Here is a 21,383-nt window from a genome sequence, read left to right on the forward strand (position 1 = left end):
GGAACGGTCACCCCCTCGACCGAACCCGCACCAGCCACCTCGCCCGACTCGCCCTGGCCGCATGAACCAGGCAATAAGCCAGCAGGATCCAACTGCCTGCGCAGTTCGAAGAAGCCGGCGTCGGCGACGTGCCGGGCCAGTCGCCGGTTGGCCAGCATGCCCGCGACGTTGAGGTCTTCGACCACGATTGTGCCGTGCTCGCGGGCGAGTCGGGTGGTGAGCTTGTGCAGACCGTCCCGGCGCAGGTTCGCCACCCGCGCGTGCGCCCGCGCGAGCCGCTGCTGGGTGCGCCGCCACCGGTTCGACGGGCGCTGCCCGGTACGCCGGTCCGGGCCGACCTTACGGGACAGGGCACGCCCCAACGACCGCAACCGGTGCTGAGCGCCGCCCAGGTGGCGCGGGTTGGGCACAAACTCACCGGTCGACAGCACCGCCAGATGTGCGATCCCCACATCCACGCCGACCAGGGACTCCGGTCGGGCCGCTCGCCGCTCGGGGCGCTCGACCTCCACCGTGAACGCCACGTGCCAGCGGCCACCGTCACGACGTACCGTCGCCGACATGATCCGGGCCGTACCCGCCTCCACGCGTCGGGCGAGTTTGCGGGCGGACTCGTGCAGCTTCAACCGGCCCAGCCGGGGCAGCACGACATGTTTGCGGTCCGGATCCACCCGGATCACACCGGTCGTGAACCGCACCGACGGCACCGCCCGACGACGAGACTTGAAACGAGGAAACCCGACCGACCGGCCGGCCCGCGTGCCCGACCTGGACTCCGCCCAGTTCTTCAAACCCCGAGCCAGGGAGTCCAGACCAGTGTTGTACGCCTCCTTCGAACACTCCCGCCACCAAGGAGCCACCTCACCCTTGGCTGCGTTCCACGCCCGCCGCAACGCCGCCAACGACCAGCCCAGCGCCGCAGTCAGCTGATCCTCCGGCACACCGTAGGAACGCTCCGCCGCCCGCTGATCCATCACGGCCTTCACCCGAGCCAAAGCCCAGTTGTAAGCCACACGAGCGGCCCCGGCATGAGCAAGCACCAGCCGCTCCTGGCCCGCAGTGAGATCTAAAGCGAACCGGTACGCCTGGACCGTCTTCACACCAGACCGTCCGTACCCGCCGCTCCCGCGATCGCCTTACGGGCACCGTCCGCCCCGCCCCGGCCACCACAGCTCACCCAAACACGATAGGACCCACAGGGCGCAAGAGATGCCTGACACGCCACCATCTGACCGCCCCAACGAGCCGGGTCGTAAGGTTGGCACGCGACTTCGACGAGGAAGTGAGGGCAGCGTGGGCGAGTTCGTCAGGCTGGAAGTGAAGGACGGCATCGGCACCATCCGGCTGGAGCGGCCGCCGATGAACGCGCTCAACACCCAGGTGCAGGAGGAGTTGCGCGCCGCCGCCGCGGCGGCCACCGCCGACGCCGAGGTCCGGGCGGTCATCGTGTACGGCGGCGAGAAGGTCTTCGCGGCCGGCGCGGACATCAAGGAGATGGCCGACATGTCCTACGTGGACATGGCCGGCCGGGCCGCCGACCTGTCCAGCGCCCTGGGCGCCATCGCCCGGATCCCCAAGCCGGTGGTCGCCGCGATCACCGGGTACGCCCTGGGCGGCGGCTGCGAGCTGGCCCTGGCCTGTGACTGGCGGATCGTGGCCGAGGACGCGAAGCTCGGCCAGCCGGAGATCAAGCTGGGCATCATCCCGGGTGCCGGCGGCACGCAGCGGCTGGCCCGCCTCGTCGGCCCGGCCCGCGCCAAGGACCTCATCATGACCGGCCGGATGGTCGACGCCGAGGAGGCGCTGCGGATCGGCCTGGCCGACCGGGTGGTCCCGGCCGCCGAGGTCTACGAGGCCGCGGTCGCCTACGTGAAGCCGTACCTGACCGGCCCGGTGCAGGCGCTGCGGGCGGCCAAGCTGGCCGTCGACGGCGGCCTGGACATGGACCTCAACTCGGGCCTGGCCTGGGAGAGCCAGCTCTTCGCGGCGCTGTTCGCCACCGACGACCGGCGCGAGGGCATGGCCGCGTTCGTCGAGAAGCGCAAGCCGGGCTTCACCGGCCGCTGAACCGCCGGTCCGGGTCGGCGGCCCACCGCCGCCGACCCGAGAGCGGTTCACATCCCGCTTACCGGCCAGTAGCGTGTGACTCCGGTCATGACGAAGGGAAGTGGCGATGACGGAACGGGTCGAGGGGCACGGCGGCGAGCTGGCCCTCGCGGCGCTGCGCGCGCACGGAGTACGGGAGATGTTCACCCTCTCCGGCGGGCACGTCTTTCCGCTCTACGACGCCGCGCACGGGACCGGCTTCCCGATCTACGACGTCCGGCACGAGCAGTCCGCCGTCTTCGCCGCCGAGGCGGTGGCGAAGCTCCAGCGCCGGCCCGGCCTGGCCGTGCTCACCGCCGGCCCCGGCGTCACCAACGGCGTCTCCGGCCTGACCAGCGCCTTCTTCAACGCCTCGCCGGTGCTGGTGCTCGGCGGGCGGGCCCCGCAGTTCCGCTGGGGCTCCGGCAGCCTCCAGGAGATGGACCACCTGCCGCTCGTCGCCCCGGTCACCAAGCACGCCGAGACGGTGTTCAGCGCCGACGACATCCCGCGCGCGGTCACCGCGGCCCTCACCGCCGCGCTCACCCCGCACCGCGGCCCGGCCTTCCTCGACTTCCCCCTGGAGGCGGTCTTCTCGGTCGGCGACGCGGACCTGCCGGCGGTCACCCCGCCCGCCCCGATCGAGGCCGACCCGGACGAGGTCGCGAAGGCCGCCGCCCTGATCGCCGCCGCGTCCCGGCCGGTGCTCATCGCGGGCTCCGACGTGTACGCGGGCGACGCCGTCGAGGCGCTGCGGGCCGCCGCCGAGTCCCTCCAGGTGCCCGTGTTCACCAACGGCATGGGCCGCGGCGCGCTGCCGCCGGAGCACCCGCTCGCCTTCGCCAAGGCCCGCCGGGTCGCCCTCAGGGGCGCCGACGTGGTCGTGGTGGTCGGTACCCCGCTCGACTTCCGGCTGGGCTTCGGCGACTTCGGCGAGGCGCGGGTGGTGCACGTCGTGGACGCGCCCAGCCAGCGCGCCGGGCACGTCCAGCCGGCCGCCGCGCCCGCCGGTGACCTGCGGCTGATCCTCACCGGGTTCGCCGAGCACCCCGGTCACCGGGCCGACCACGCCGACTGGATCGCCCAGCTGCGCACGGCCGAGGACGCCGTGAGGGCGCGCGACGCGGAGGAGATGGCCGCCGAGACCGACCCGATCCGCCCGGCCCGGGTCTACGGCGAGCTGCGCAAGGTGCTCGCCCCCGACGCGATCACCATCGGCGACGGCGGTGACTTCGTCTCGTACGCCGGGAAGTACCTGGAGCCCTCCCAGCCGGGCACCTGGCTCGACCCCGGCCCGTACGGCTGCCTGGGCACCGGGATGGGCTACGCCATGGGGGCCCGGGTCAGTCACCCCGACCGGCAGATCTGCGTGCTCATGGGCGACGGCGCGGCCGGCTTCTCGCTGATGGACGTGGAGTCCCTGGCCCGCCAGCGGCTCCCCGTGGTGATCGTGGTCGGCAACAACGGCATCTGGGGCTTGGAGAAGCACCCGATGCGGGCCATGTACGGCTACGACGTGGCCGCCGACCTCCAGCCCGGGCTGCGCTACGACAAGGTGGTCGAGGCGCTCGGCGGCGCGGGCGAGACGGTGGAGAAGGCCGCCGACCTGGGTCCGGCCCTGGCGCGCGCCTTCGACGCCGGCGTGCCGTACCTGGTCAACGTGCTGACCGACCCGTCCGACGCGTACCCCCGGTCGTCGAACCTGGCCTGACCTCGACGCCGCGACCGCCGTCGCCCGGGTGACCGGCGACGGCGGTCGCGTCGTTGCGCCCGGAGGCGAAAATCAGCGGTCTGTCAGCGCTTGTCGCCGTAGCGTCAGCGCCGTCGCTCAGACCTCCGGCCGGTCCCGGTCGTCCTGCCCTCGGCGCAGCTCTTCCTCACGCCGGCGCAGGTCCTCCTCCCAGCGGCGGAGGCGTTCCTGGTCGTCGGCCCGCTTGCGCTCGGCGAGCGACGAGAGGAACTCGGGGTCGTCGTCCGGCGCGACCGGGCGGGGGCGGTGCTGCTCGGAGAAGCCGTTCCCCACGGGCCAGGCGGTGCGCGTCCGCCGGGCGCCGGCCTCCCGGCCGGCCACGAACCAGGCGATGGAGCCGACCAGCGGGAAGAACAGGATGATCAGCACCCAGGCGACCCGGGGCAGCGCGCGGATCTCGCCCTCCTCGGCGGAGAGGCAGCTGATCAGGGCGCAGACGGCAAGCACGAGCTGGGCCAGGAAGAGCAGCCCGTAGAGGCGAACCATGCCGGACATCATGGCGCACCGGGGACGCTCAGCGCAGCCCGCGCAGGACGTGCACCACCCCCAGCGCCGCCAGCCCGGCCGCGGCCAGCGCGGTGAGCGGGATCGACCAGCGCTCCGGCCGCCGCGGCCCGGCGCCGGTGGCCCGCCGCCAGTCGACCAGCAGGACGCCCAGCCAGGTGACCACGGCCAGCCCGGCCAGCAGCGCGTCGACCGTGCGCCCGGTGAACGCCAGCCGGAGTTCCAGCACCAGGATCACGGTGACCGCGAGCAGCGTCCGCCGCCAGGCCAGCCGGGTGCGTTCCGGTTGCAGCCCCGGGTCCCGCCTCACCCGAGGCCCCGGACCAGCAGGGCGACCACCAGCAGCAGCGCGCCGAGCGCGACCACGAGGGCCAGGACGGCCGGGAAGCGGGACCCGGGCAGCTCCTCGTCCAGCCGGATGGCCCGCTCGGTGCGGGCCCAGTGGTCCACCGCCCGGACCGCGACCGTGGCGCCGAGCAGCAGCAGCGCGACGGCGATCACCTCGCGCAGGTGGGCCAGGGGGAGCCGGGGGAGGAACTGCGCGGCGGCCAGCCCGCCGGCGATCAACGCGAGCCCGGTGCGGAGCCAGGCCAGGAAGGTCCGCTCGTTGGCCAGCGAGAAGCGGTAGTCCGGCCTGCTGCCGACCGACCGCAGCTCACGCGGGTCGAACCAGCCCCTGATCGCCTCCCACACGACGTCGATTATCCGCTTTGCCCGGTGCCTAGCCTGAAGGGATGACCGATCTTGACTCGCGGAGCCTGCGCGACGCCTACGACACCCAGATCCGCCCCGAGCTTCCGGACCCGGTGCCGGCCGGGGTGACCATCGACCGGGATGGTCCGCTGTTCCGCGTCCTCAACCTGGACCGGGGCGGCTTCCTCACCTACCGCACCCTGGACGGGCTGGCCGGCGCCGAGCTGGACGCGCTGATCGCCCGGCAGGTGGAGTTCTTCCGCGCCCGGGGCGAGTCGGTCGAGTGGAAGCTCACCGGGCACGACGAGCCGGCCGACCTGGGCGACCGGCTGCGCGCCGCCGGCTTCGTGCCGGAGGAGCTGGAGACCGTCGTGGTCGGCCCGGTCGCGGCCCTGGCGGCCGCCGTTCCGACGCCGCCCGAGGGGGTACGCCTGCGCGAGGTCACCAGCCACGAGGACCTGGAGCGGATCGCCGCCATGGAACAGGCGGTCTGGCAGGAGGACCGGAGTCACCTGGTGACCGGGCTGGCGCGGGAGATCGAGGCCGACGCGCAGTCGATCACGATCGTGGTGGCCGAGGCGGGCGACACCGTGGTCAGCGCCGGTTGGGTGCGCTACCTGCGGGGCACCGGCTTCGCCACGCTGTGGGGCGGCTCGACGCTGCCGGAGTGGCGGCGCAAGGGCGTCTACCGGGCGCTGGTGGCGTACCGGGCGCGGCTGGCCGAGCAGCGCGGCAAGACCCTCGTGCAGGTGGACTGCTCGCCGGACAGCCGGCCGATCCTGGAGCGGCTCGGTCTCGTTGCGGTCACCACGACCACCCCGTACGTCTACACTCCGTGATCATGGAGCGGTTGACGGCGGACGAGCAGCTCACCCTCAAGACGGGAGCCTTCGGGGCCGTCTTCCTGGTCTCCAACGCGGTGCCCGGGATGCTCGCCATGGTGCGGGAGAGCATGGCCGCCTCCGGCGCCCTCGCCGACGCCAGCGGGGTGGTCAAGGAGGCCCTCACCACGGGTCCGTTGCCGCAGCTGCCCCGGGACTCGGCGCTGGAGATCGAGGCGACCGTGCTGCCGGCGCTGGGCCGGGCGGTGGAGATCCTGCGGACCAAGTCACCGGGGGATGTCGAGGCGTACCGGTCGGTGGTGCTGGCCGCCGCGGACCGGGTGGCGCAGGCCCACCGGGGTGTGACGCCGGCCGAGGCGGCGGTGATCGACAAGATCAGGCATGCGCTGGCCGAGCCGGCGTGATCGGCTGGGCGGACCAGAGCGCGCGCACGCTGGCCCGCACGCAGCGGTCGCGGACGCGGCCGCAGGCGCAGCGGTAGGTCTCCGGGAGCATGCGGCGGCAGGCTCGGCGGGCGGTCCGGGGGCCGTCCGCCGCGTCCCGCCGTCCCGCCGAAACGTTCTTTTCCGGCATATCCGTCACCTCCCTGTTTCGGGAGCTTACCCGCCGCGACGGAGCCCGGTGAGCTGTGTCACTCTGAGGCACCGGGGAGCGGATGCTACTTGCGGGTAACATAACCGCCGTGGGCAACTGCACAGCTCCCCGCGGTTGACCGAACGTTAAGTCACGCGCAAGGCTGCGCCCGTGACCGGGCGAGTGATCGCTACACCAAACAGGAGGGTCGTCGAAGCGCGATGAACATCGTCGTACTCGTCAAGCAGGTGCCCGATTCGGGCGCGGACCGCAACCTGCGTCCTGACGACAACACCGTCGACCGCGGTTCGGCGAACAACGTCATCAACGAGATGGACGAGTACGCCATCGAGGAGGCGTTGAAGATCAAGGAGGCGCACGGCGGCGAGGTCACCATCCTGACCATGGGTCCGGACCGGGCGACCGAGTCGATCCGCAAGGCGCTCTCCATGGGGCCGGACAAGGCCGTGCACGTGGTGGACGACGCCCTGCACGGGTCCTGCGCCGTGACCACCTCGAAGGTGCTCGCCGCCGCCCTGGGGCAGCTCAACGCCGACCTGGTCATCTGCGGCGCCGAGTCGACCGACGGCCGGGTCCAGGTCATGCCGCACATGATCGCCGAGCGGCTGGGCGTGGCCGCCCTGACCGGCGCGCGCAAGCTCACCGTCGACGGCGGCACCCTGACCGTCGAGCGGCAGACCGAGGAGGGCTACGAGGTGGTCACCGCCTCGACCCCGGCCGTCGTCTCCGTCTGGGACACCATCAACGAGCCGCGCTACCCCTCCTTCAAGGGCATCATGGCCGCCAAGAAGAAGCCGGTGCAGACGCTCTCCCTCGGTGACCTGGGCGTCGCTCCCTCCGAGGTGGGCTTCGACGGCGCCACCAGCGCCGTGCTCGAGCACACCAAGCGCCCGCCGCGTTCCGGCGGCGCGAAGATCACCGACGAGGGCGAGGGCGGCGTGAAGCTGGTCGAGTTCCTCGCCACCGAGAAGTTCGTGTGAGAGGTCTGGACATGTCTGAGGTTCTCGTCGTCGTCGAAGCCACCAAGGAATTCGGCGTCAAGAAGGTCACCCTGGAGATGCTCACCCTCGCCCGCGAGCTGGGCACCCCGAGCGCGGTCGTGCTCGGTGGCGCCGGCGCCGCCGAGGCGCTGAGCGCCAAGCTGGGCGAGTACGGCGCGGAGAAGATCTACGCCGCCGAGGGCGAGGAGATCGACGGCTACCTGGTGGCTCCGAAGGCCACCGTGCTGGCCGAGCTGGTCGGGCGGGTGCAGCCGGCCGCCGTGCTGCTCGCCTCGTCCCAGGAGGGCAAGGAGGTCGCCGCCCGCCTGGCCGTCAAGCTGGAGAACGGCATCCTGACCGACGTGGTGGGCCTGGCCGCCGACGGCACGGCCACCCAGGTCGCCTTCGCCGGCTCCACCATCGTCAAGTCCAAGGTCACCAAGGGCCTGCCGCTGGTCACCGTCCGGCCCAACTCGCTCAACCCGGCGCCGGCCGCGGCCACGCCGGCCGTCGAGCAGCTCACCGTGTCGGTCTCCGACGCGGACAAGCTGGCCAAGGTCGTCGAGCGGGTGGCCGAGCAGAAGGGCTCCCGCCCGGAGCTCACCGAGGCGTCGGTCGTCGTCTCCGGCGGTCGCGGCGTCGGCAACGCCGACAACTTCAAGCTGGTCGAGGAGCTGGCCGACCTGCTCGGCGGCGCGGTCGGCGCGTCCCGGGCCGCGGTCGACTCCGGCTTCTACCCCCACCAGTTCCAGGTGGGCCAGACCGGCAAGACCGTCTCCCCGCAGCTCTACGTCGCGCTGGGCATCTCCGGCGCGATCCAGCACCGGGCCGGCATGCAGACCTCGAAGACCATCGTCGCGGTGAACAAGGACGCCGAGGCGCCGATCTTCGAGCTGGCCGACTTCGGCGTGGTCGGTGACCTGTTCAAGGTCGTCCCGCAGGCCGCCGAGGAGATCCGCAAGCGCAAGTGACCCCGTCACGACACGAGCCGCCGTCCGGTGATCCGGGCGGCGGCTCGCTGTGTCGCGGCCCCTTCCATGCGGTGGAAGGGAGCTGATCGGCGGGCCGGGGAGCTGAGCCGGCCCGCCGATCAGCCCGTCAGGGTGCCCCTCAGCAGACTGTCGCCGGAGTGGGCGGGCTTGTCGTCGAACTGTTCGGCGGAGACGTCGACCACCGAGTAGGTCCGGAGGTCCACGTTCGCGGGCATCGGCAGCACCTCGTCTCCCGACGCCTTGCTCAGGGTACCCAAGGAGAACATCCGCATCGTTCGGGGATCGATCAGCCAGACCTCGTAGTACCCCGGAACGCTCGGGAGATTCGCCACGTGCAGATGCAGTTGCCTGCCGCCGAGGACCCGGGCGTCACCCGAGGCGTCCTTCGGCGTCGACCCGAACGCGGCCAGCGGCGCGCTGGCCAGCACCGTCGGCTGTGGCGCCGGCTCGTCACCGCCGCCCAGCACGGCGGCGGTGCCCACCACGCCGATCAGGGCGGCGGCCGCGGCGGTGACCGCGGTGGTGGCCCAGCGCGGCCAGCGGCGGCCCCGGCGGCGGGGGCGCTCGGCCGGCGCCGGTGGATCGGCGGGATCGGCCGGCCGGGGTACGCGCCGGCCGGTCCGCGCGGGCAGTTCCTCGGCCGCCCGCACCTCGGCGGCGATGCCCTGCCAGACGTGCTCCGGCGGGTCGGGCAGGTCGCCCAGGCCCTGGCTGCCGGCGCCCAGCCCGGCGACGTGCCGGAGCGACGCGATCTCGTTGCGGCAGTGCGCGCAGGTGTCGAGGTGGGTGGCCTCACCGCCCTCGGCCTCGCTCTCACCGAGCGCCAGAAAGACCAGCCGGTCGTGGTCCACGTGCGGCACCGTCCACCTCCCATCTGCGTCTCAGGCTCTGCATGCCGCGCCGGATGTGGCTCTTGACCGTGCCGAGCGGCACTCCGGTCACGGTCGCGATCTGCTGGTGGGTCAGGTCGTCGTAGAACGCCAGCTCCAGCATCCGACGCTGCTCGTCCGGGAGCTGGGCCAGCTCGTCGGCGACCACCAGCCGGTCGACCACGGTGTCCGGGTCCGCCCCGGTGGTCGCCGGCTCGGGCAGCTGGCGGACCGTCTCGACCACCCGCGTCTCCCGGGCGGCGGCCCGGAGCCGGTCGACCACCTTGCGCCGCCCGATCCCGAGCAGCCAACCGACCAGCGACCCCTTCGCCGGGTCGAACGTCGCCCGGCCGAGCCAGGCGGCGACGAACGTCGCCTGGGTCACGTCCTCGGCGTCGCTGCGGTTGGCCAGGGTCGTGGTGGCCAGGTGCAGCACGGCTCGGCCGTACCGGTCGTACGCCTCCCGCAGGGCGGTCTCGTCCCCGGCGCGGAACCGTTCGGCGAGGTCGTCGTCGCCCGGCGGCTCGGGGCCCTGCCGGACCGCCGTCACGGGGCGGCCCGCCTTCGCTGGGGCATGCCCGACTGTAGCTGCCACAGCCCTCGCCCCACTCTCCCGGTCAATCTGCGCTCCCTCGTCCACCCTGCTCTTCGTCGCGCGGGGCCGGTCCGGATGCGGTCCGGCCGGAGGAAAAGAAATCGGATCCCGCCGCATCCGGCGGCTCCGAAGCCGGCGTAACCCGTTCTGCACGCCAGTCCTGACGAACCAGCACCAACCACCAGGAGGCAGACAATGCAGTTCGCCATGTTCCGTCGGGTCGCCGCGATCGGCGCGGTGTCCGCCCTGACGTTCGCCGGCGTCGGCGCCGCCACCCCGGGCGCGGCCTGGGCCGCCTCGTCCACGGTGTCGGTCGTGCACGGCATCCCGGGCACCCCGGTGGACGTGTACGTCAACGGGAAGAAGACCCTGGACAACTTCCAGCCCGGTGACGTGGCCGGCCCGCTCACCCTGCCCGAGGGGACGTACGACATCGCCCTGACCAAGCCGGGCGAGGCGGTCGACAAGGCGATCCTCACGGTCGACGACGCCGCGGTGCCGGGCGGGGCGAACATCAGCCTCGCCGCCCACCTGAGCGCCGACGGCAAGCCGCGGATCACCCCGTTCGTCAACGACGTGTCCAAGGTGGACGCCGGAAAGGCCCGGCTGATCGTCCGGCACACCGCGGCCGCACCGGCCGTCGACGTGCGGGCCGGCGGGAAGCCGGTCTTCGAGGACCTGACCAACCCGAAGGAGGCCAAGGCCGACGTCGCCGCCGGCACGGTCGAAGCGGACGTGGTGCTCGCCGGCACCGACACGGTCGCCATCGGCCCGGCCGACCTGAACCTCAAGGAGGGCACCGCGACGATCGTGTACGCGACCGGCTCCGCCCAGGACAAGAACCTCGAACTGGTCGCCCAGACCGTCACCGGGCTGCACTCGGCCCCCGGCGGCGTGCCCAGCGGCACCGGTGGCCAGGCCGGCACCGGCGTGGACACCTGGTGGTACGTGCTGGCCGGCGCCGGCGTGCTGCTCCTGCTCGGCGGCGGGGCGCGGGTGACCACCGCCCGGGCCGGTCGCCCGTGACGGTCCGCCACCGCGGGGCGCTGGCGGCGATGGCCGCCGGCGTCGCCGCGCTCACCATCGCGACAGTGGTGGCCTGCGGTTCGCGGCCCGCCGAGGACGTCGGCGCCGGCGAGGCGGCGGCGCTGGCCAGCGCCACCCCCACCACCACGGCACCCGAGGGCCCGTCGGTGCCGGTGAACGCGGGCAGCCTGCCCGCGGCCGGGGCGGTCGTCCCGCCCGTGCGGCTGCGCATCCCGCCGATCGGGGTCACCGCCACGGTCGACCCGGTCGGCATCAACCCGCGGACCGGTGAGTTCGAGGTCCCACCCAGCGTCGACCAGGTCGGCTGGTACCGCCACGGCCCGGGCCTGGAGGCCGGGACCGGCTCGGTGGTGATCGCCGGCCACGTCGACAGCGCCGAGCAGGGCAAAGGGGCGTTCTTCCGGCTGCGCGAGCTGGACCGGGGGGACCTGCTCACCGCCACCGGCTCCGACCGCCGGGAGCGCCGCTTCCGGGTGGTGGCCCGGGAGGAGTACGCGAAGACGCGGATCCCGCTCGACCGGTACTTCGCCCGGGACGGCAGCCCCCGGCTCACCCTGATCACCTGCGGCGGCCCGTTCGACGCGAAGACCCGGCACTACCGGGACAACATCGTCGTCACGGCGGTGCCCACCTGAGTGTCCGGACCGCCCGCCCCCACCACGGCACGGGAGCGGGCGGTCCGGCATCCGGCGGCACGCCGGTCGGCCGTTAGGCTGAGCGGTGATGGCATACCTGGATCACGCGGCGACGACCCCGATGCTCGACGAGGCACTCGAGGCGTACGTCGCCACGGCCCGCGAGGTGGGCAACGCGTCGTCGCTGCACGCGGCGGGCCGGCGCGCCCGGCGGCGGGTGGAGGAGTCCCGGGAGCGGGTGGCCGCCGTGCTCGGCGCCCGCCCGTCCGAGGTGATCTTCACCGGGGGTGGCACGGAGAGCGACAACCTGGCCGTGAAGGGCATCTTCTGGGCCCGCCGCGCCGCCCGCGCCGAGCGCGTGCGGGTGGTGTCCAGCGCCGTCGAACACCATGCCGTCCTGGACGCCGTCGACTGGCTGGCCGGACACGAGGGCGCCGAGGTCGGCTGGCTGCCGGTCGACGCCGCCGGCCGGCTCGACCCGGAGCGGCTCCGCGCCGAACTGGCCGCGCACGGCGACCGGGTGGCGGTGGTCACCGCCATGTGGGCCAACAACGAGGTGGGCACCGTGCAGCCGGTGGCCGAGCTGGCCGCGGTGGCCGCCGAGCACGGAGTGCCGTTCCACACCGACGCCATCCAGGCGGTCGGCCAGGTGCCGGTCGACTTCGCGGCCAGCGGCGTCGCCGCGCTCACCGTCACCGGCCACAAGCTGGGCGGCCCGACCGGGGTCGGCGCCCTGCTGCTGGCCCGCGACGTGGCCGCCACCCCGCTGCTGCACGGCGGCGGCCAGGAGCGCGACGTCCGCTCCGGCACCCTCGACACCGCCGGCATCGTCGCCTTCGCGGTCGCCGTCGAGGCCGCAGTGAAGGGCCAGCAGGAGTACGCGGCCCGCGTCGCCGCGCTCCGCGACGACCTGGTCGAGCGGGTCCGGCAGGCGGTCCCCGAGGTGGTCTTCAACGGCGACCCGGCCGACCGGCTCCCCGGCAACGCGCACTTCTCGTTCCCCGGCTGCGAGGGGGACGCGCTGCTGCTGCTCCTCGACGCCCACGGCATCGCCTGCTCGACCGGCTCGGCCTGCTCCGCCGGGGTGGCCCAGCCCTCGCACGTGCTGCTGGCCATGGGCGCCGACGACGACCGGGCCCGCTCGTCGCTGCGCTTCACCCTCGGCCACACGAGCACCAAGGCGGACGTCGACGCGCTGATCGCCGCGCTGCCGGCGGCCGTGGAGCGGGCCCGTCGCGCGGCCGCCCTCCGCACTCCCCGCTGACCCGGATACCCTCGGTGATGACGAGGGGAGTGAGCTGGTGAGGGTTCTGGCGGCGATGTCGGGCGGGGTGGACTCCGCCGTGGCGGCGGCGCGCGCGGTGGAGGCCGGGCACGACGTGACCGGCGTGCACCTGGCGCTGGCCCGCAACCCGCAGACCTACCGCACCGGCGCCCGGGGCTGCTGCACCCTGGAGGACTCCCGGGACGCCCGCCGCGCCGCCGACGTGCTCGGCATCCCGTTCTACGTCTGGGACATGGCCGACCGGTTCCACGAGGACGTGGTGGACGACTTCGTCGCCGAGTACGCGGCCGGCCGTACCCCGAACCCGTGCCTGCGCTGCAACGAGAAGATCAAGTTCGCGGCGGTGCTGGACCGGGCCGTGGCCCTGGGCTTCGACGCGGTGGTCACGGGCCACCACGCCCGGCTCGGCCCCGACGGCCTGCTGCGCCGCAGCGTCGACGCCGCCAAGGACCAGTCGTACGTCCTCGCGGTGCTGACCCGGGCGCAGCTCGACCGGTCGATCTTCCCGCTGGGCGACTCGACCAAGGCGGAGGTGCGCGCGGAGGCCGCCCGGCGCGGTCTCGCGGTGGCCGACAAGCCGGACTCGCACGACATCTGCTTCATCGCCGACGGCGACACCCGGGGCTTCCTGTCCCAGCGGCTCGGCGAGGCGCCCGGCGAGGTGGTGGACGCGCTCACCGGCGCGGTGGTCGGCAGTCACAGCGGCGCCTACCAGTACACCGTCGGGCAGCGACGCGGCCTGCACCTGGACCGGCCCGCGCCGGACGGCCGCCCGCGCTACGTGCTCTCCATCACCCCGAAGACCAACACCGTCACCGTCGGCCCGGCCGAGGCCCTGGAGGTCGCCGAGGTCCGCGCCGCCCGCCCGGTCTGGACCGGTGGCGCGCGCCCCGACGGGCCCATCGAGTGCGAGGTGCAGCTCCGGGCGCACGGCGACGTGGTGCCGGCGACCGTGTCGCTGGACGCCGACGGGCTGCACGCCGACCTGCGCCGCCCGGTCCGCGGGGTGGCCGCCGGCCAGGCGATCGTCGCGTACCGCCCGGACCCGGCGGGTGACGTCGTGCTCGGCTCGGCCACCATCACCGACTGACATCCCCGAGGGGTGGATAGGCTGCGGCGGTGAGTGAGACGACCTGGCCGTGGGGAGTGGGGACGGCGACGGGGATCGGGTCGTTGCCCGGCACCGACGTCGCCGAGGCGCAGCGCATCGTGCTCGGTGAGCTGCCCGACCTGCCGCACCTGCCCGAGCTGCCCGCCCGCGGCCCCGGCGCCGACCTGATCGGCCGCACCGGCGGGCTCCTCGTCGAACTGCCGGTCGAGCTGTACGCGGCCCGCTGGCGGATCGCCCCGCGCCCCGGCAAGGACCTGCGCCGCGCCCGCGACCTGATGGAACGCGACCTCGACCAGCTCGCCGAGCAGGCCGAGGACTACACCGGCCCGGTCAAGGTCCAGGCCGCCGGCCCCTTCACCCTGGCCGCATCGCTGGAGCTGCCGATCGGCGGCCGGCTGCTGCGCGATCCCGGCGCGGTCCGCGACCTCGCCGGCTCGCTCGGCGAGGGCCTGCGCGGGCACGTGGCGGCGGTGGCCCGGCGGCTGCCCCACGCCTCGGTGCTGCTGCAGCTCGACGAGCCGTCGCTGCCCGCGGCGCTGGCCGGCCGGGTGCCCACCGAGAGCGGGTTCGGCACCCACCGGGCCGTCGAGTCCGAGGTCGCCCGCACACTGCTGCGCGGCGTCATCGAGGCGGCCGGCGCGCCGACCGTCGTGCACTGCTGCGCGCCGGACGTGCCGCTGGACCTCATCCGCACCGCCGGTGCCGTCGGCGTCGCCCTCGACCTGGCCCTGGTCACCGACCTGGACCCGCTCGGCGAGGCGATCGACGCCGGGTTCGGTCTGCTGGCCGGCGCCGCGCCCGCGCTGCCGCCGGCCGGTCGCGCGCCGACGTCGGCCCAGGTCGCCGACCGGGTACGCCGGGTCTGGGACCAGCTCGGCTTCCCCCGCCGCCAGCTCGCCGAGCAGGTGGTGGTCACCCCCGCCTGCGGCCTGGCCGGGGCCACCCCGGCGTACGTGCGGGAGGTCCTCGCCGCCTGCCGGGACGCCGGCCGCCGGCTCGCCGAGGAGGACTAAGCGGTTGTCGAATTCCTCTTTATTGTGAGCGCCGTCGCTATGCTTTCGGATGGATGTCCGGCCCGTTCTGCCACAGCCTTCCTCGGCGGGTAGAAGCGGGCTGCGGCCACAAATCATCGTTCCGCAAGCGGGAGCAACGCCAGCCGCGCCGAGTGTGACCCACGCGAAGGAGCTCCAGGTGGTGCATCTGAGCGTCAAGGTCGACCGGTGAAGGTAACCCGGATCGCATACTCGACCCGCCTCAATCGCAGCAAGTATGCCGCCTTGCATGAGCAGGCTCGCCGGCTGGGTCAGGTTCGCAGCGAGGTGTGGCAGCGTTACGGGTCAATCTCTGGGGTCGGATCCGGGTTGAAGGATCGGCCGGTGCGGGATCGGTGGTTGGCTGATGACACACATGCGCGGTTCGGTGTGTTGGCCAACGCGTGGAAGGAAACCCTCCGCGACGCCATGACCGACATCGCTGCGAACCTGGCAGCGGCTAAGGTCGAGGTTCGTCGAGCGGCCATCCGGCGTGGTAGCGACCCGGCCGAGCGGATGCAGATGCTGAACTCCCTCAAGGCCGACCGGTGGGCTGGCGACCCTTTCCTGGCCCGGCAGATGCGGAAGCACTGGAAGCGTGGCAGGAATCGCACGCATGATCAGATCGTGGTGCGCGCTGATCAACACAACACCGTCGTTGACCGGCGCGGCCAGTTGTGGCTGGCGGTTCCCGGTCTGGAACGTCGCCGCATGGTCAGAATTCCGTTGTCCACGACGGTTGCCCCGACCGGCACGCTGCGGTTGATCCTGCGCGGTGGTCGCGTCGAGGTGCACTACCAGATAGACGCGTCGCAGATGCGGTCGTCACAGCGGCCGTGCGGTGACCGGACCATCGGCGTCGACAAGGGCTACACCGAAGCCCTAACGGACTCCGAAGGCGCGCGCCACGGCCGCCGACTCGGCGAGCTGCTGTCCGGCGAGTCGGACCGGTTGAAGGAGCGTAACCGGCGGCGGGCGAAGCTGCGTTCGATTGCGAACACCGCCGCCCTGCGTGGGAACTATGCAAAAGCGCATCAAATCAGGTCCCACAACCTCGGGACCGTCAAGCGAGACCGGCAGGCAGTCCGTCACCGCGCGCAGGTACGCACGGAGATCTTTAAGGCCGCGCATCGGGTCGTCGACAAGGCCGGCGTCGTCGTTGCCGAAGACCTGACCAAGCGCTTCGCCGGGCGTAAGACGCTCGGCAAGAACATGAATCGACGCCTCGCCGGGTGGACCAAAGGAGTCACCGCGGAGGCGCTAGCGAACGTGTCGGAGCGCAGAGGTTCTGCGCTCGTGCACGTCAATGCCGCCTACACCTCACAAGCCTGTCACCGCTGCGGCGCCTTCGGCCGACGCAGCGGGGACCGGCTTTACTGCACCTCGTGCGGGGTGGTGTGGCAGGCCGACGTGAACGCCGCGATCAACATCCTGCAGCGAGCCGGCGACCCCGACATCGCCCTGCACACCCCACATGACAGGGTGAGGCAGATCCTGCAGGAGAGGACCGATCGCCACCGGACCAGACTGCCGGTCCAGGACTCCAGCCCGGCCACCGTCGAGCGGAGAGCGAACCATCCGAACGGCATGATAAGCAATCAGTTCGGAAGCAGTGAGGTTTCCTGTCGTACCCCGGGGGCAGGATGACCGGCATGATTGGACAGCTGCGTTCCGTGGTGATCGACTGCCCTGATCCGCGCGCGCTGGCCGGCTTCTACGCGGAGCTGCTCGGCCTCCCGCTGATCGAGGAGAACTCCGACGGCGACGACTGGGTGGTGCTCGGCGGCCGGCCGGGGCACCAGCCGCGTCTCGCCTTCCAGAAGGCGCTCGACCTGCGTGCCCCCGAATGGCCCGACCCGGAGCGGCCGCAGCAGTTCCACCTCGACGTCATGGTCGACGACATCGAGGCCGCGGAGAAGGCGGCGCTCGCCCTCGGTGCGCGCCGGCTGCCCGGCGAGGGGGAGGGTTTCCGGGTCTACGCCGACCCGGCCGGCCACCCGTTCTGCCTCTGCTTGGACTGATCCCCCCACCCCCGGCTTGCGCGGGCGGGGCATGATCGCCACCGTGATCGACTCTGACCCGCGCCGCGCGTCCGGTTCGCTCTTCGGCCTCGCCTACGGCGACGCCCTGGGCAAGCCCACCGAGTTCCTTACCGTCGCCGAGATCGTCCGCCGCTACGGCCCGGCCGGCCCCCGGGAGCTGACCGGCGATCCGGCGCTGGTCACCGACGACACCCAGATGGCGCTCGCCGTGGCGTGGGCGCTGCACGACGCCCCCGCCTTCACGGCGGAGGCGGTGGAGCCGTTGCTGCGGCGGCGCTTCCTCGACTGGGCGGTCAGCCCCGACAACAACCGCGCGCCCGGCATGACCTGCCTGCGCGCCTGTGCCGAGCTGGACCGGGGCACCCGCTGGCAGGAGGCGACGGTCGCCGGCTCGAAGGGCTGCGGGGCGAACATGCGGGTCACCCCGGTCGGGCTGCTCGACGTCGACCTCGACACCCTCGCCGGGCTGGCCCAGCTCCAGGCCGGCCTGACCCACGGGCACCCGACCGGCCTGGCCGCGAGCGAGCTGACCGCGTACGCGGTCCGGCTGCTCCGCGACGGCGCCGCGCTGCCCGACCTGCCCGGGCTGCTCACCGACCGGGCCCACGCCCAGCGCACGGTCTACCGGGACGACTGGCTCGGCGACCTGTGGCAGCGCCCGGGCGAGCGGACGCCGGCGGAGTTCATCGCCCGGGGCTGGGACGACTGCCTGCGGGTGCTCGGCCGGCTCGACGCGGCGCTGGCCCGCCCCGACGACGGCGGCGACCCGTGCCGGCTCACCGGCGAGGGCTGGATCGCCGAGGAGGCGCTGGCCACCGCGCTGCTCTGCGCGCTGCGCCACCCCGAGGACCCGGTCGGCGCGCTGGCCCGCGGCGCCACGACGGCCGGTGACTCGGACTCGATCGCGGCCCTGGCCGGCGCCTTCGTGGGCGCCGCGCACGGCATGTCGGCCTGGCCGGCCGACTGGTCCACCCGCATCGAGTACGCCGACCAACTGCGCGCCCTCAGCACCCCCCTGGACTGACCCGGCCGCGCGCCTCCCTGCGCCCTCGCCGCGTTGATCATGAAGTTATTGCCACGACACGCCGGTGGGTGAGGCAACAACTTCATGATCGACAGGGCGGGCGCAGGGCGGGCGGCGGTGGTCGGTGGCGGGTCAGGTCGTCAGGTGGGGCAGGCGGCGGACGCCGCGCCACACGTCGGGGTCGCAGGCGCCGGCGCGGTCCTCGAAGGCGGTGACGGGCAGCGGGATGGGCTCGCTGATGTCCAGGAAGCTGTCGTGGTCGGCGTCCGGGTCCCAGCCCCGGGTGGGGATCGGCAGGTGGTCGTCCCGGTCCGACTTGTCCTGGCTGGTGATCTTCAGGACCTCGGCGTCCCGGCCGTCGACCCGCAGCACCAGGCAGGGGCGCACCTTCGAGCCGGTCCCGTCGGCGTAGGGCACGTCGGCCCACCAGATCTCCCCGGGGCGGGGTGCGATCGCCGGACCCCGCCCGGCGTCCCGCGGCCGGGGTGCCGCGCCGCTACGCCCCCTCGCCGGTGCACCGCCCGGACGTCCGCCGTCCGGGTGTCCGCCGTCCGGCCCACCGCCCGGGCGTCCGCCGGGTCGGGGACGTGCGCCGCTGCCGGCGCCCGCGTCCGTCCCGGAGCGGGATCCACGACGGGGCCGGTCATCCACCGTGCCCGGTGCCCCGCTCCGGCCTCCCGCGCGTCGACCCGACTCCGCGGATCGATTCGCGGCCCGGCGTCGCCATTCGCCCCACAGCCAGCCGGCCGCGACACACGCCACGATCACCGCCGCCCAGAGCAGCCCGTCGCGCATCCGTACCCCCGCCTCTCGCCCGTGCCGGCCCACCACCGCCCGGCGATCCTCGCACGCCGGCCACCCCGCCGCCCCGCACCACGGACTCCGGCCCGGACCCGGGAACCGCTGGTCGATCAGGGGGTTGGCGGAATGGAATGTCCGCTTCGGCGCTGCCAATCCCATGATCGACGGGGAACGGAACGACGGGGCGGGGGCGGTTGTCGGGCCCGCCCGCTACCGTGCGGGGGTAGCAGGATCACGGGAGGTCGACGACGGTGTCCGAAGGCGGCAGGGTGTCCGAAGAAGCGATTCCCCAGGCGGTCAGCCCCGCGCAGGAGGCGGCGGCCGGCGCCGAGCCGACCCCGGAGGCGCGGGAGCGGCACGCCACGCTGAGCCAGGAGCTCACCGAGCACCAATACCGCTACTACGTGCTGGACGCGCCGACCGTCTCCGACGCCGAGTTCGACAAGCAGCTCCGCGAGCTGGAGGCGCTGGAGGAGCAATACCCGGCCCTGCGCACCCCCGACTCGCCGACCCAGCGCGTCGGCGGCACCTTCTCCACCGACTTCACCCCGGTCACCCACGCCGAGCGGATGCTCTCGCTCGACAACGCCTTCGCCGACGAGGAGCTGGCCGCCTGGGCCGAGCGGGTCGAGCGGGACGCGGGCGGCCCGGTGCCCTACCTCTGCGAGCTGAAGGTCGACGGCCTGGCCATCAACCTGACCTACGAGAAGGGGCGGCTGGTCCGGGCCGCGACCCGGGGCGACGGGCGCACCGGTGAGGACGTCACCGCCAACGTCCGCAGCATCCGCGACGTGCCGGCCCGGTTGACCCCCTCCGACGACTTCCCCGACGTGCCCGAGTTCCTCGAGGTGCGCGGCGAGATCTACTTCCCGGTGGCAGCCTTCGCCGACCTCAACGCCGGCCTGGTCGAGCAGGGCAAGGCGCCGTTCGCCAACCCGCGCAACGCGGCCGCCGGCAGCCTGCGCCAGAAGGACCCGCGGATCACCGCCTCCCGGCCGCTGCGCCTCGTGGTGCACGGCATCGGCGCCCGCCGGGGCTTCCAGCCGGCCGCGCAGTCCGAGTCCTACGCGGCCCTCCAGGCGTGGGGGCTGCCGACCAGCGACCGCTGGCGGGTGGTGCCCGACCTGGCCGGGGTGGCGGAATACATCGCCTACTACGCCGAGCACCGGCACGACGTCGAGCACGAGATCGACGGCGTGGTGGTCAAGGTCGACCCGGTGTCCATCCAGGGTCGGCTCGGCTCGACCAGCCGCGCGCCACGCTGGGCCATCGCGTTCAAGTACCCGCCGGAGGAGGTCACCACCAAGCTGCTCGACATCGACGTCAACGTCGGGCGCACCGGCCGGGTCACCCCGTTCGCCGTCCTCGAACCGGTCCGGGTGGCCGGCTCCACGGTCGCCCTGGCCACCCTGCACAACGCCCGCGAGGTCGAGCGCAAGGGCGTGCTCATCGGCGACACGGTGGTGCTGCGCAAGGCCGGCGACGTCATCCCCGAGGTGCTCGGCCCGGTGGTCGACCTGCGCCCGGCCGACGCCCGCCCGTTCGTCATGCCCACCGCCTGCCCGGCCTGCGGCACCCCGCTCGCGCCCGCCAAGGAGGGCGACGTCGACATCCGCTGCCCCAACTCGCGCAGCTGCCCGGCGCAGCTCCGGGAGCGGGTCTTCCACCTGGCCGGCCGGGGCGCCTTCGACATCGAGGTGCTCGGCTACAAGGGCGCCGCCGCGCTGCTCGACGCCGGGATCATCCACGACGAGGGCGACCTGTTCGCGCTCGACGCCGATCAGCTCTCCCGCTCGCCCTTCTTCGTCAACAAGGACGGCACCCTCGGCAGCAACGCCACCAAGCTGCTCGACAACCTGGCCGTGGCCAAGGAGCGGGAGCTGTGGCGGGTCCTCGTCGCGCTCTCCGTCCGGCACGTCGGCCCGACCGCGGCGCAGGCGCTCGCCCGGCACTTCCGCTCGGTCGAGGCGATCGACGCGGCGAGCGAGGAGGAGCTGTCCTCGGTGGACGGGGTCGGCCCGACCATCGCGGCCAGCATCAAGGAGTGGTTCGCCGTCGACTGGCACCGCGAGGTGGTGCGCAAGTGGGCCGAGTCCGGCGTGCGGATGGCCGAGGAGGCCGGCGAGGAGGGCCCGCGCCCGCTCGAAGGGGTGACCGTGGTGGTCACCGGCACGCTGGCCGGGTTCAGCCGCGACCAGGCGTCCGAGGCGATCCAGAGCCGGGGCGGCAAGGTCACCGGCTCGGTCTCCAAGAAGACCGGCTTCGTGGTGGTCGGCGACAACCCCGGGTCCAAGGCCGACAAGGCCGCCGACCTGAAGCTGCCGATCCTCGACGAGGACGGCTTCCGGGTGCTGCTGGAGTCCGGCCCCGACGCGGCCCGCGATGCGGCCCGCATCGAGGGCTGACCCGCCCCCGCGGCGGCCCCCGCCGCGCATTCCAACTTAATTACGACTACGACCGATTCGTGACTGTCGTGTCGGGGAAACCGGCACCGAGGGCGTTT

Annotated in this window: 22 protein-coding genes; 15 read left to right on the forward strand and 7 right to left on the reverse strand. The window is 73.4% G+C overall.

Annotation, left to right across the window (positions count from 1 at the left end):
• Positions 1-1,100: IS607 family element RNA-guided endonuclease TnpB (tnpB, locus tag ABZS80_RS31545; RefSeq protein ID WP_355061622.1), on the reverse strand; the 1,100-nt coding region annotated here is incomplete at its 3' end.
• A gap of 193 nt (positions 1,101-1,293) precedes the next feature.
• Between tnpB and ABZS80_RS31550 the strand changes: the two genes are divergently transcribed.
• Both ABZS80_RS31550 and ABZS80_RS31555 read left to right on the forward strand, forming a co-directional pair.
• Positions 1,294-2,067, forward strand: coding sequence for an enoyl-CoA hydratase-related protein (locus ABZS80_RS31550; protein WP_151465820.1), 774 nt, complete (start codon positions 1,294-1,296; stop codon positions 2,065-2,067).
• A 106-nt stretch (positions 2,068-2,173) separates the two neighbouring features.
• On the forward strand, positions 2,174-3,796 hold the full coding sequence (locus ABZS80_RS31555) for an acetolactate synthase (protein WP_355061625.1): 1,623 nt from the start codon (positions 2,174-2,176) through the stop codon (positions 3,794-3,796).
• 117 nt (positions 3,797-3,913) lie between these two features.
• Here the strand turns inward: ABZS80_RS31555 and ABZS80_RS31560 are convergent, their stop codons facing one another.
• Genes ABZS80_RS31560 through ABZS80_RS31570 form a run of 3 tightly spaced genes read right to left on the reverse strand, consistent with a single transcriptional unit; the run spans position 3,914 to position 5,032 of the window.
• Positions 3,914-4,321: a PLD nuclease N-terminal domain-containing protein gene (locus ABZS80_RS31560; protein ID WP_151463919.1), complete on the reverse strand. Its 408-nt coding sequence runs from the start codon at positions 4,319-4,321 to the stop codon at positions 3,914-3,916.
• Between the two features lie 28 nt (positions 4,322-4,349).
• Complete coding sequence (locus tag ABZS80_RS31565) at positions 4,350-4,649, reverse strand: DUF202 domain-containing protein (protein ID WP_355061627.1); 300 nt, start codon at positions 4,647-4,649, stop codon at positions 4,350-4,352.
• A complete protein-coding gene (locus ABZS80_RS31570; protein ID WP_355061629.1) occupies positions 4,646-5,032 on the reverse strand; it encodes a DUF202 domain-containing protein in 387 nt (128 codons plus the stop codon). The genes ABZS80_RS31565 and ABZS80_RS31570 overlap by 4 nt, the downstream gene beginning before the upstream one ends.
• 41 nt (positions 5,033-5,073) lie before the next feature.
• On the opposite strand from ABZS80_RS31570, the gene ABZS80_RS31575 reads away from it, so the two are divergent.
• From ABZS80_RS31575 to ABZS80_RS31590, 4 genes are all read left to right on the forward strand, one after another.
• On the forward strand, positions 5,074-5,871 hold the full coding sequence (locus ABZS80_RS31575) for a GNAT family N-acetyltransferase (RefSeq protein WP_355061631.1): 798 nt from the start codon (positions 5,074-5,076) through the stop codon (positions 5,869-5,871).
• Positions 5,872-5,873: 2 nt separating this feature from the next.
• Complete coding sequence (locus tag ABZS80_RS31580; protein ID WP_151463915.1) at positions 5,874-6,278, forward strand: hypothetical protein; 405 nt, start codon at positions 5,874-5,876, stop codon at positions 6,276-6,278.
• A 390-nt stretch (positions 6,279-6,668) separates the two neighbouring features.
• Complete coding sequence (locus ABZS80_RS31585; protein ID WP_151463914.1) at positions 6,669-7,448, forward strand: electron transfer flavoprotein subunit beta/FixA family protein; 780 nt, start codon at positions 6,669-6,671, stop codon at positions 7,446-7,448.
• A gap of 11 nt (positions 7,449-7,459) precedes the next feature.
• On the forward strand, positions 7,460-8,419 hold the full coding sequence (locus ABZS80_RS31590; protein WP_355061633.1) for an electron transfer flavoprotein subunit alpha/FixB family protein: 960 nt from the start codon (positions 7,460-7,462) through the stop codon (positions 8,417-8,419).
• Between the two features lie 119 nt (positions 8,420-8,538).
• Here ABZS80_RS31590 and ABZS80_RS31595 read toward each other — a convergent pair whose 3' ends face one another.
• Together ABZS80_RS31595 and ABZS80_RS31600 are read right to left on the reverse strand one after the other, a co-directional pair.
• Complete coding sequence (locus tag ABZS80_RS31595) at positions 8,539-9,300, reverse strand: anti-sigma factor (RefSeq protein ID WP_355061635.1); 762 nt, start codon at positions 9,298-9,300, stop codon at positions 8,539-8,541.
• Positions 9,254-9,859 (reverse strand): sigma-70 family RNA polymerase sigma factor, encoded by a 606-nt coding sequence (locus ABZS80_RS31600; protein ID WP_355061637.1) that lies wholly within the window; start codon positions 9,857-9,859, stop codon positions 9,254-9,256. The genes ABZS80_RS31595 and ABZS80_RS31600 overlap by 47 nt, the downstream gene beginning before the upstream one ends.
• Positions 9,860-10,099: 240 nt before the next feature.
• On the opposite strand from ABZS80_RS31600, the gene ABZS80_RS31605 reads away from it, so the two are divergent.
• From ABZS80_RS31605 to ABZS80_RS31640, 8 genes are all read left to right on the forward strand, one after another.
• On the forward strand, positions 10,100-10,930 hold the full coding sequence (locus tag ABZS80_RS31605; RefSeq protein WP_355061639.1) for a DUF4397 domain-containing protein: 831 nt from the start codon (positions 10,100-10,102) through the stop codon (positions 10,928-10,930).
• On the forward strand, positions 10,927-11,586 hold the full coding sequence (locus ABZS80_RS31610; RefSeq protein ID WP_355061641.1) for a class F sortase: 660 nt from the start codon (positions 10,927-10,929) through the stop codon (positions 11,584-11,586). Before ABZS80_RS31605 ends, ABZS80_RS31610 begins: the two co-directional genes overlap by 4 nt.
• Positions 11,587-11,674: 88 nt before the next feature.
• Positions 11,675-12,850, forward strand: a complete 1,176-nt coding sequence (locus ABZS80_RS31615) for a cysteine desulfurase family protein (protein ID WP_355061643.1) — start codon at positions 11,675-11,677, stop codon at positions 12,848-12,850.
• Positions 12,851-12,887: 37 nt separating this feature from the next.
• The gene (gene mnmA, locus ABZS80_RS31620) at positions 12,888-13,961 is read left to right on the forward strand and encodes a tRNA 2-thiouridine(34) synthase MnmA (RefSeq protein WP_355061645.1); all 1,074 of its coding nucleotides are present in this window, start codon (positions 12,888-12,890) and stop codon (positions 13,959-13,961) included.
• A gap of 29 nt (positions 13,962-13,990) precedes the next feature.
• Positions 13,991-14,995, forward strand: coding sequence for a methionine synthase (locus ABZS80_RS31625; RefSeq protein WP_355061647.1), 1,005 nt, complete (start codon positions 13,991-13,993; stop codon positions 14,993-14,995).
• Between the two features lie 207 nt (positions 14,996-15,202).
• On the forward strand, positions 15,203-16,660 hold the full coding sequence (locus ABZS80_RS31630; RefSeq protein ID WP_355061648.1) for a transposase: 1,458 nt from the start codon (positions 15,203-15,205) through the stop codon (positions 16,658-16,660).
• Between the two features lie 5 nt (positions 16,661-16,665).
• Entirely contained in the window at positions 16,666-17,034 is a 369-nt protein-coding gene (locus tag ABZS80_RS31635) for a VOC family protein (RefSeq protein WP_355061650.1), read from the forward strand.
• A gap of 31 nt (positions 17,035-17,065) precedes the next feature.
• Entirely contained in the window at positions 17,066-18,079 is a 1,014-nt protein-coding gene (locus ABZS80_RS31640) for an ADP-ribosylglycohydrolase family protein (protein WP_355061652.1), read from the forward strand.
• Between the two features lie 132 nt (positions 18,080-18,211).
• Here ABZS80_RS31640 and ABZS80_RS31645 read toward each other — a convergent pair whose 3' ends face one another.
• Entirely contained in the window at positions 18,212-19,039 is an 828-nt protein-coding gene (locus ABZS80_RS31645) for a type II toxin-antitoxin system PemK/MazF family toxin (RefSeq protein WP_355061654.1), read from the reverse strand.
• A gap of 110 nt (positions 19,040-19,149) precedes the next feature.
• On the opposite strand from ABZS80_RS31645, the gene ligA reads away from it, so the two are divergent.
• The gene (gene ligA, locus ABZS80_RS31650) at positions 19,150-21,285 is read left to right on the forward strand and encodes an NAD-dependent DNA ligase LigA (protein ID WP_355061656.1); all 2,136 of its coding nucleotides are present in this window, start codon (positions 19,150-19,152) and stop codon (positions 21,283-21,285) included.
• Positions 21,286-21,383 lie beyond the last annotated feature (98 nt).

It is taken from the genome of Micromonospora sp. NPDC005305 (assembly GCF_040607315.1).
Lineage (GTDB): Bacteria > Actinomycetota > Actinomycetes > Mycobacteriales > Micromonosporaceae > Micromonospora.

Bases quoted from the DNA above. Each gene is read 5' to 3' on its own strand.
- ABZS80_RS31555 (WP_355061625.1), top strand. From the start codon at position 2,174: ATGACGGAACGGGTCGAGGGGCACGGCGGCGAGCTGGCCCTCGCGGCG.
- ABZS80_RS31560 (WP_151463919.1), bottom strand. From the start codon at position 4,321: ATGGTTCGCCTCTACGGGCTGCTCTTCCTGGCCCAGCTCGTGCTTGCC.
- ABZS80_RS31575 (WP_355061631.1), top strand. From the start codon at position 5,074: ATGACCGATCTTGACTCGCGGAGCCTGCGCGACGCCTACGACACCCAG.
- ABZS80_RS31580 (WP_151463915.1), top strand. From the start codon at position 5,874: ATGGAGCGGTTGACGGCGGACGAGCAGCTCACCCTCAAGACGGGAGCC.
- ABZS80_RS31585 (WP_151463914.1), top strand. From the start codon at position 6,669: ATGAACATCGTCGTACTCGTCAAGCAGGTGCCCGATTCGGGCGCGGAC.
- ABZS80_RS31590 (WP_355061633.1), top strand. From the start codon at position 7,460: ATGTCTGAGGTTCTCGTCGTCGTCGAAGCCACCAAGGAATTCGGCGTC.
- ABZS80_RS31605 (WP_355061639.1), top strand. From the start codon at position 10,100: ATGCAGTTCGCCATGTTCCGTCGGGTCGCCGCGATCGGCGCGGTGTCC.
- ABZS80_RS31615 (WP_355061643.1), top strand. From the start codon at position 11,675: ATGGCATACCTGGATCACGCGGCGACGACCCCGATGCTCGACGAGGCA.
- ABZS80_RS31635 (WP_355061650.1), top strand. From the start codon at position 16,666: ATGATTGGACAGCTGCGTTCCGTGGTGATCGACTGCCCTGATCCGCGC.
- ABZS80_RS31640 (WP_355061652.1), top strand. From the start codon at position 17,066: ATGATCGCCACCGTGATCGACTCTGACCCGCGCCGCGCGTCCGGTTCG.
- ABZS80_RS31645 (WP_355061654.1), bottom strand. From the start codon at position 19,039: ATGGGATTGGCAGCGCCGAAGCGGACATTCCATTCCGCCAACCCCCTG.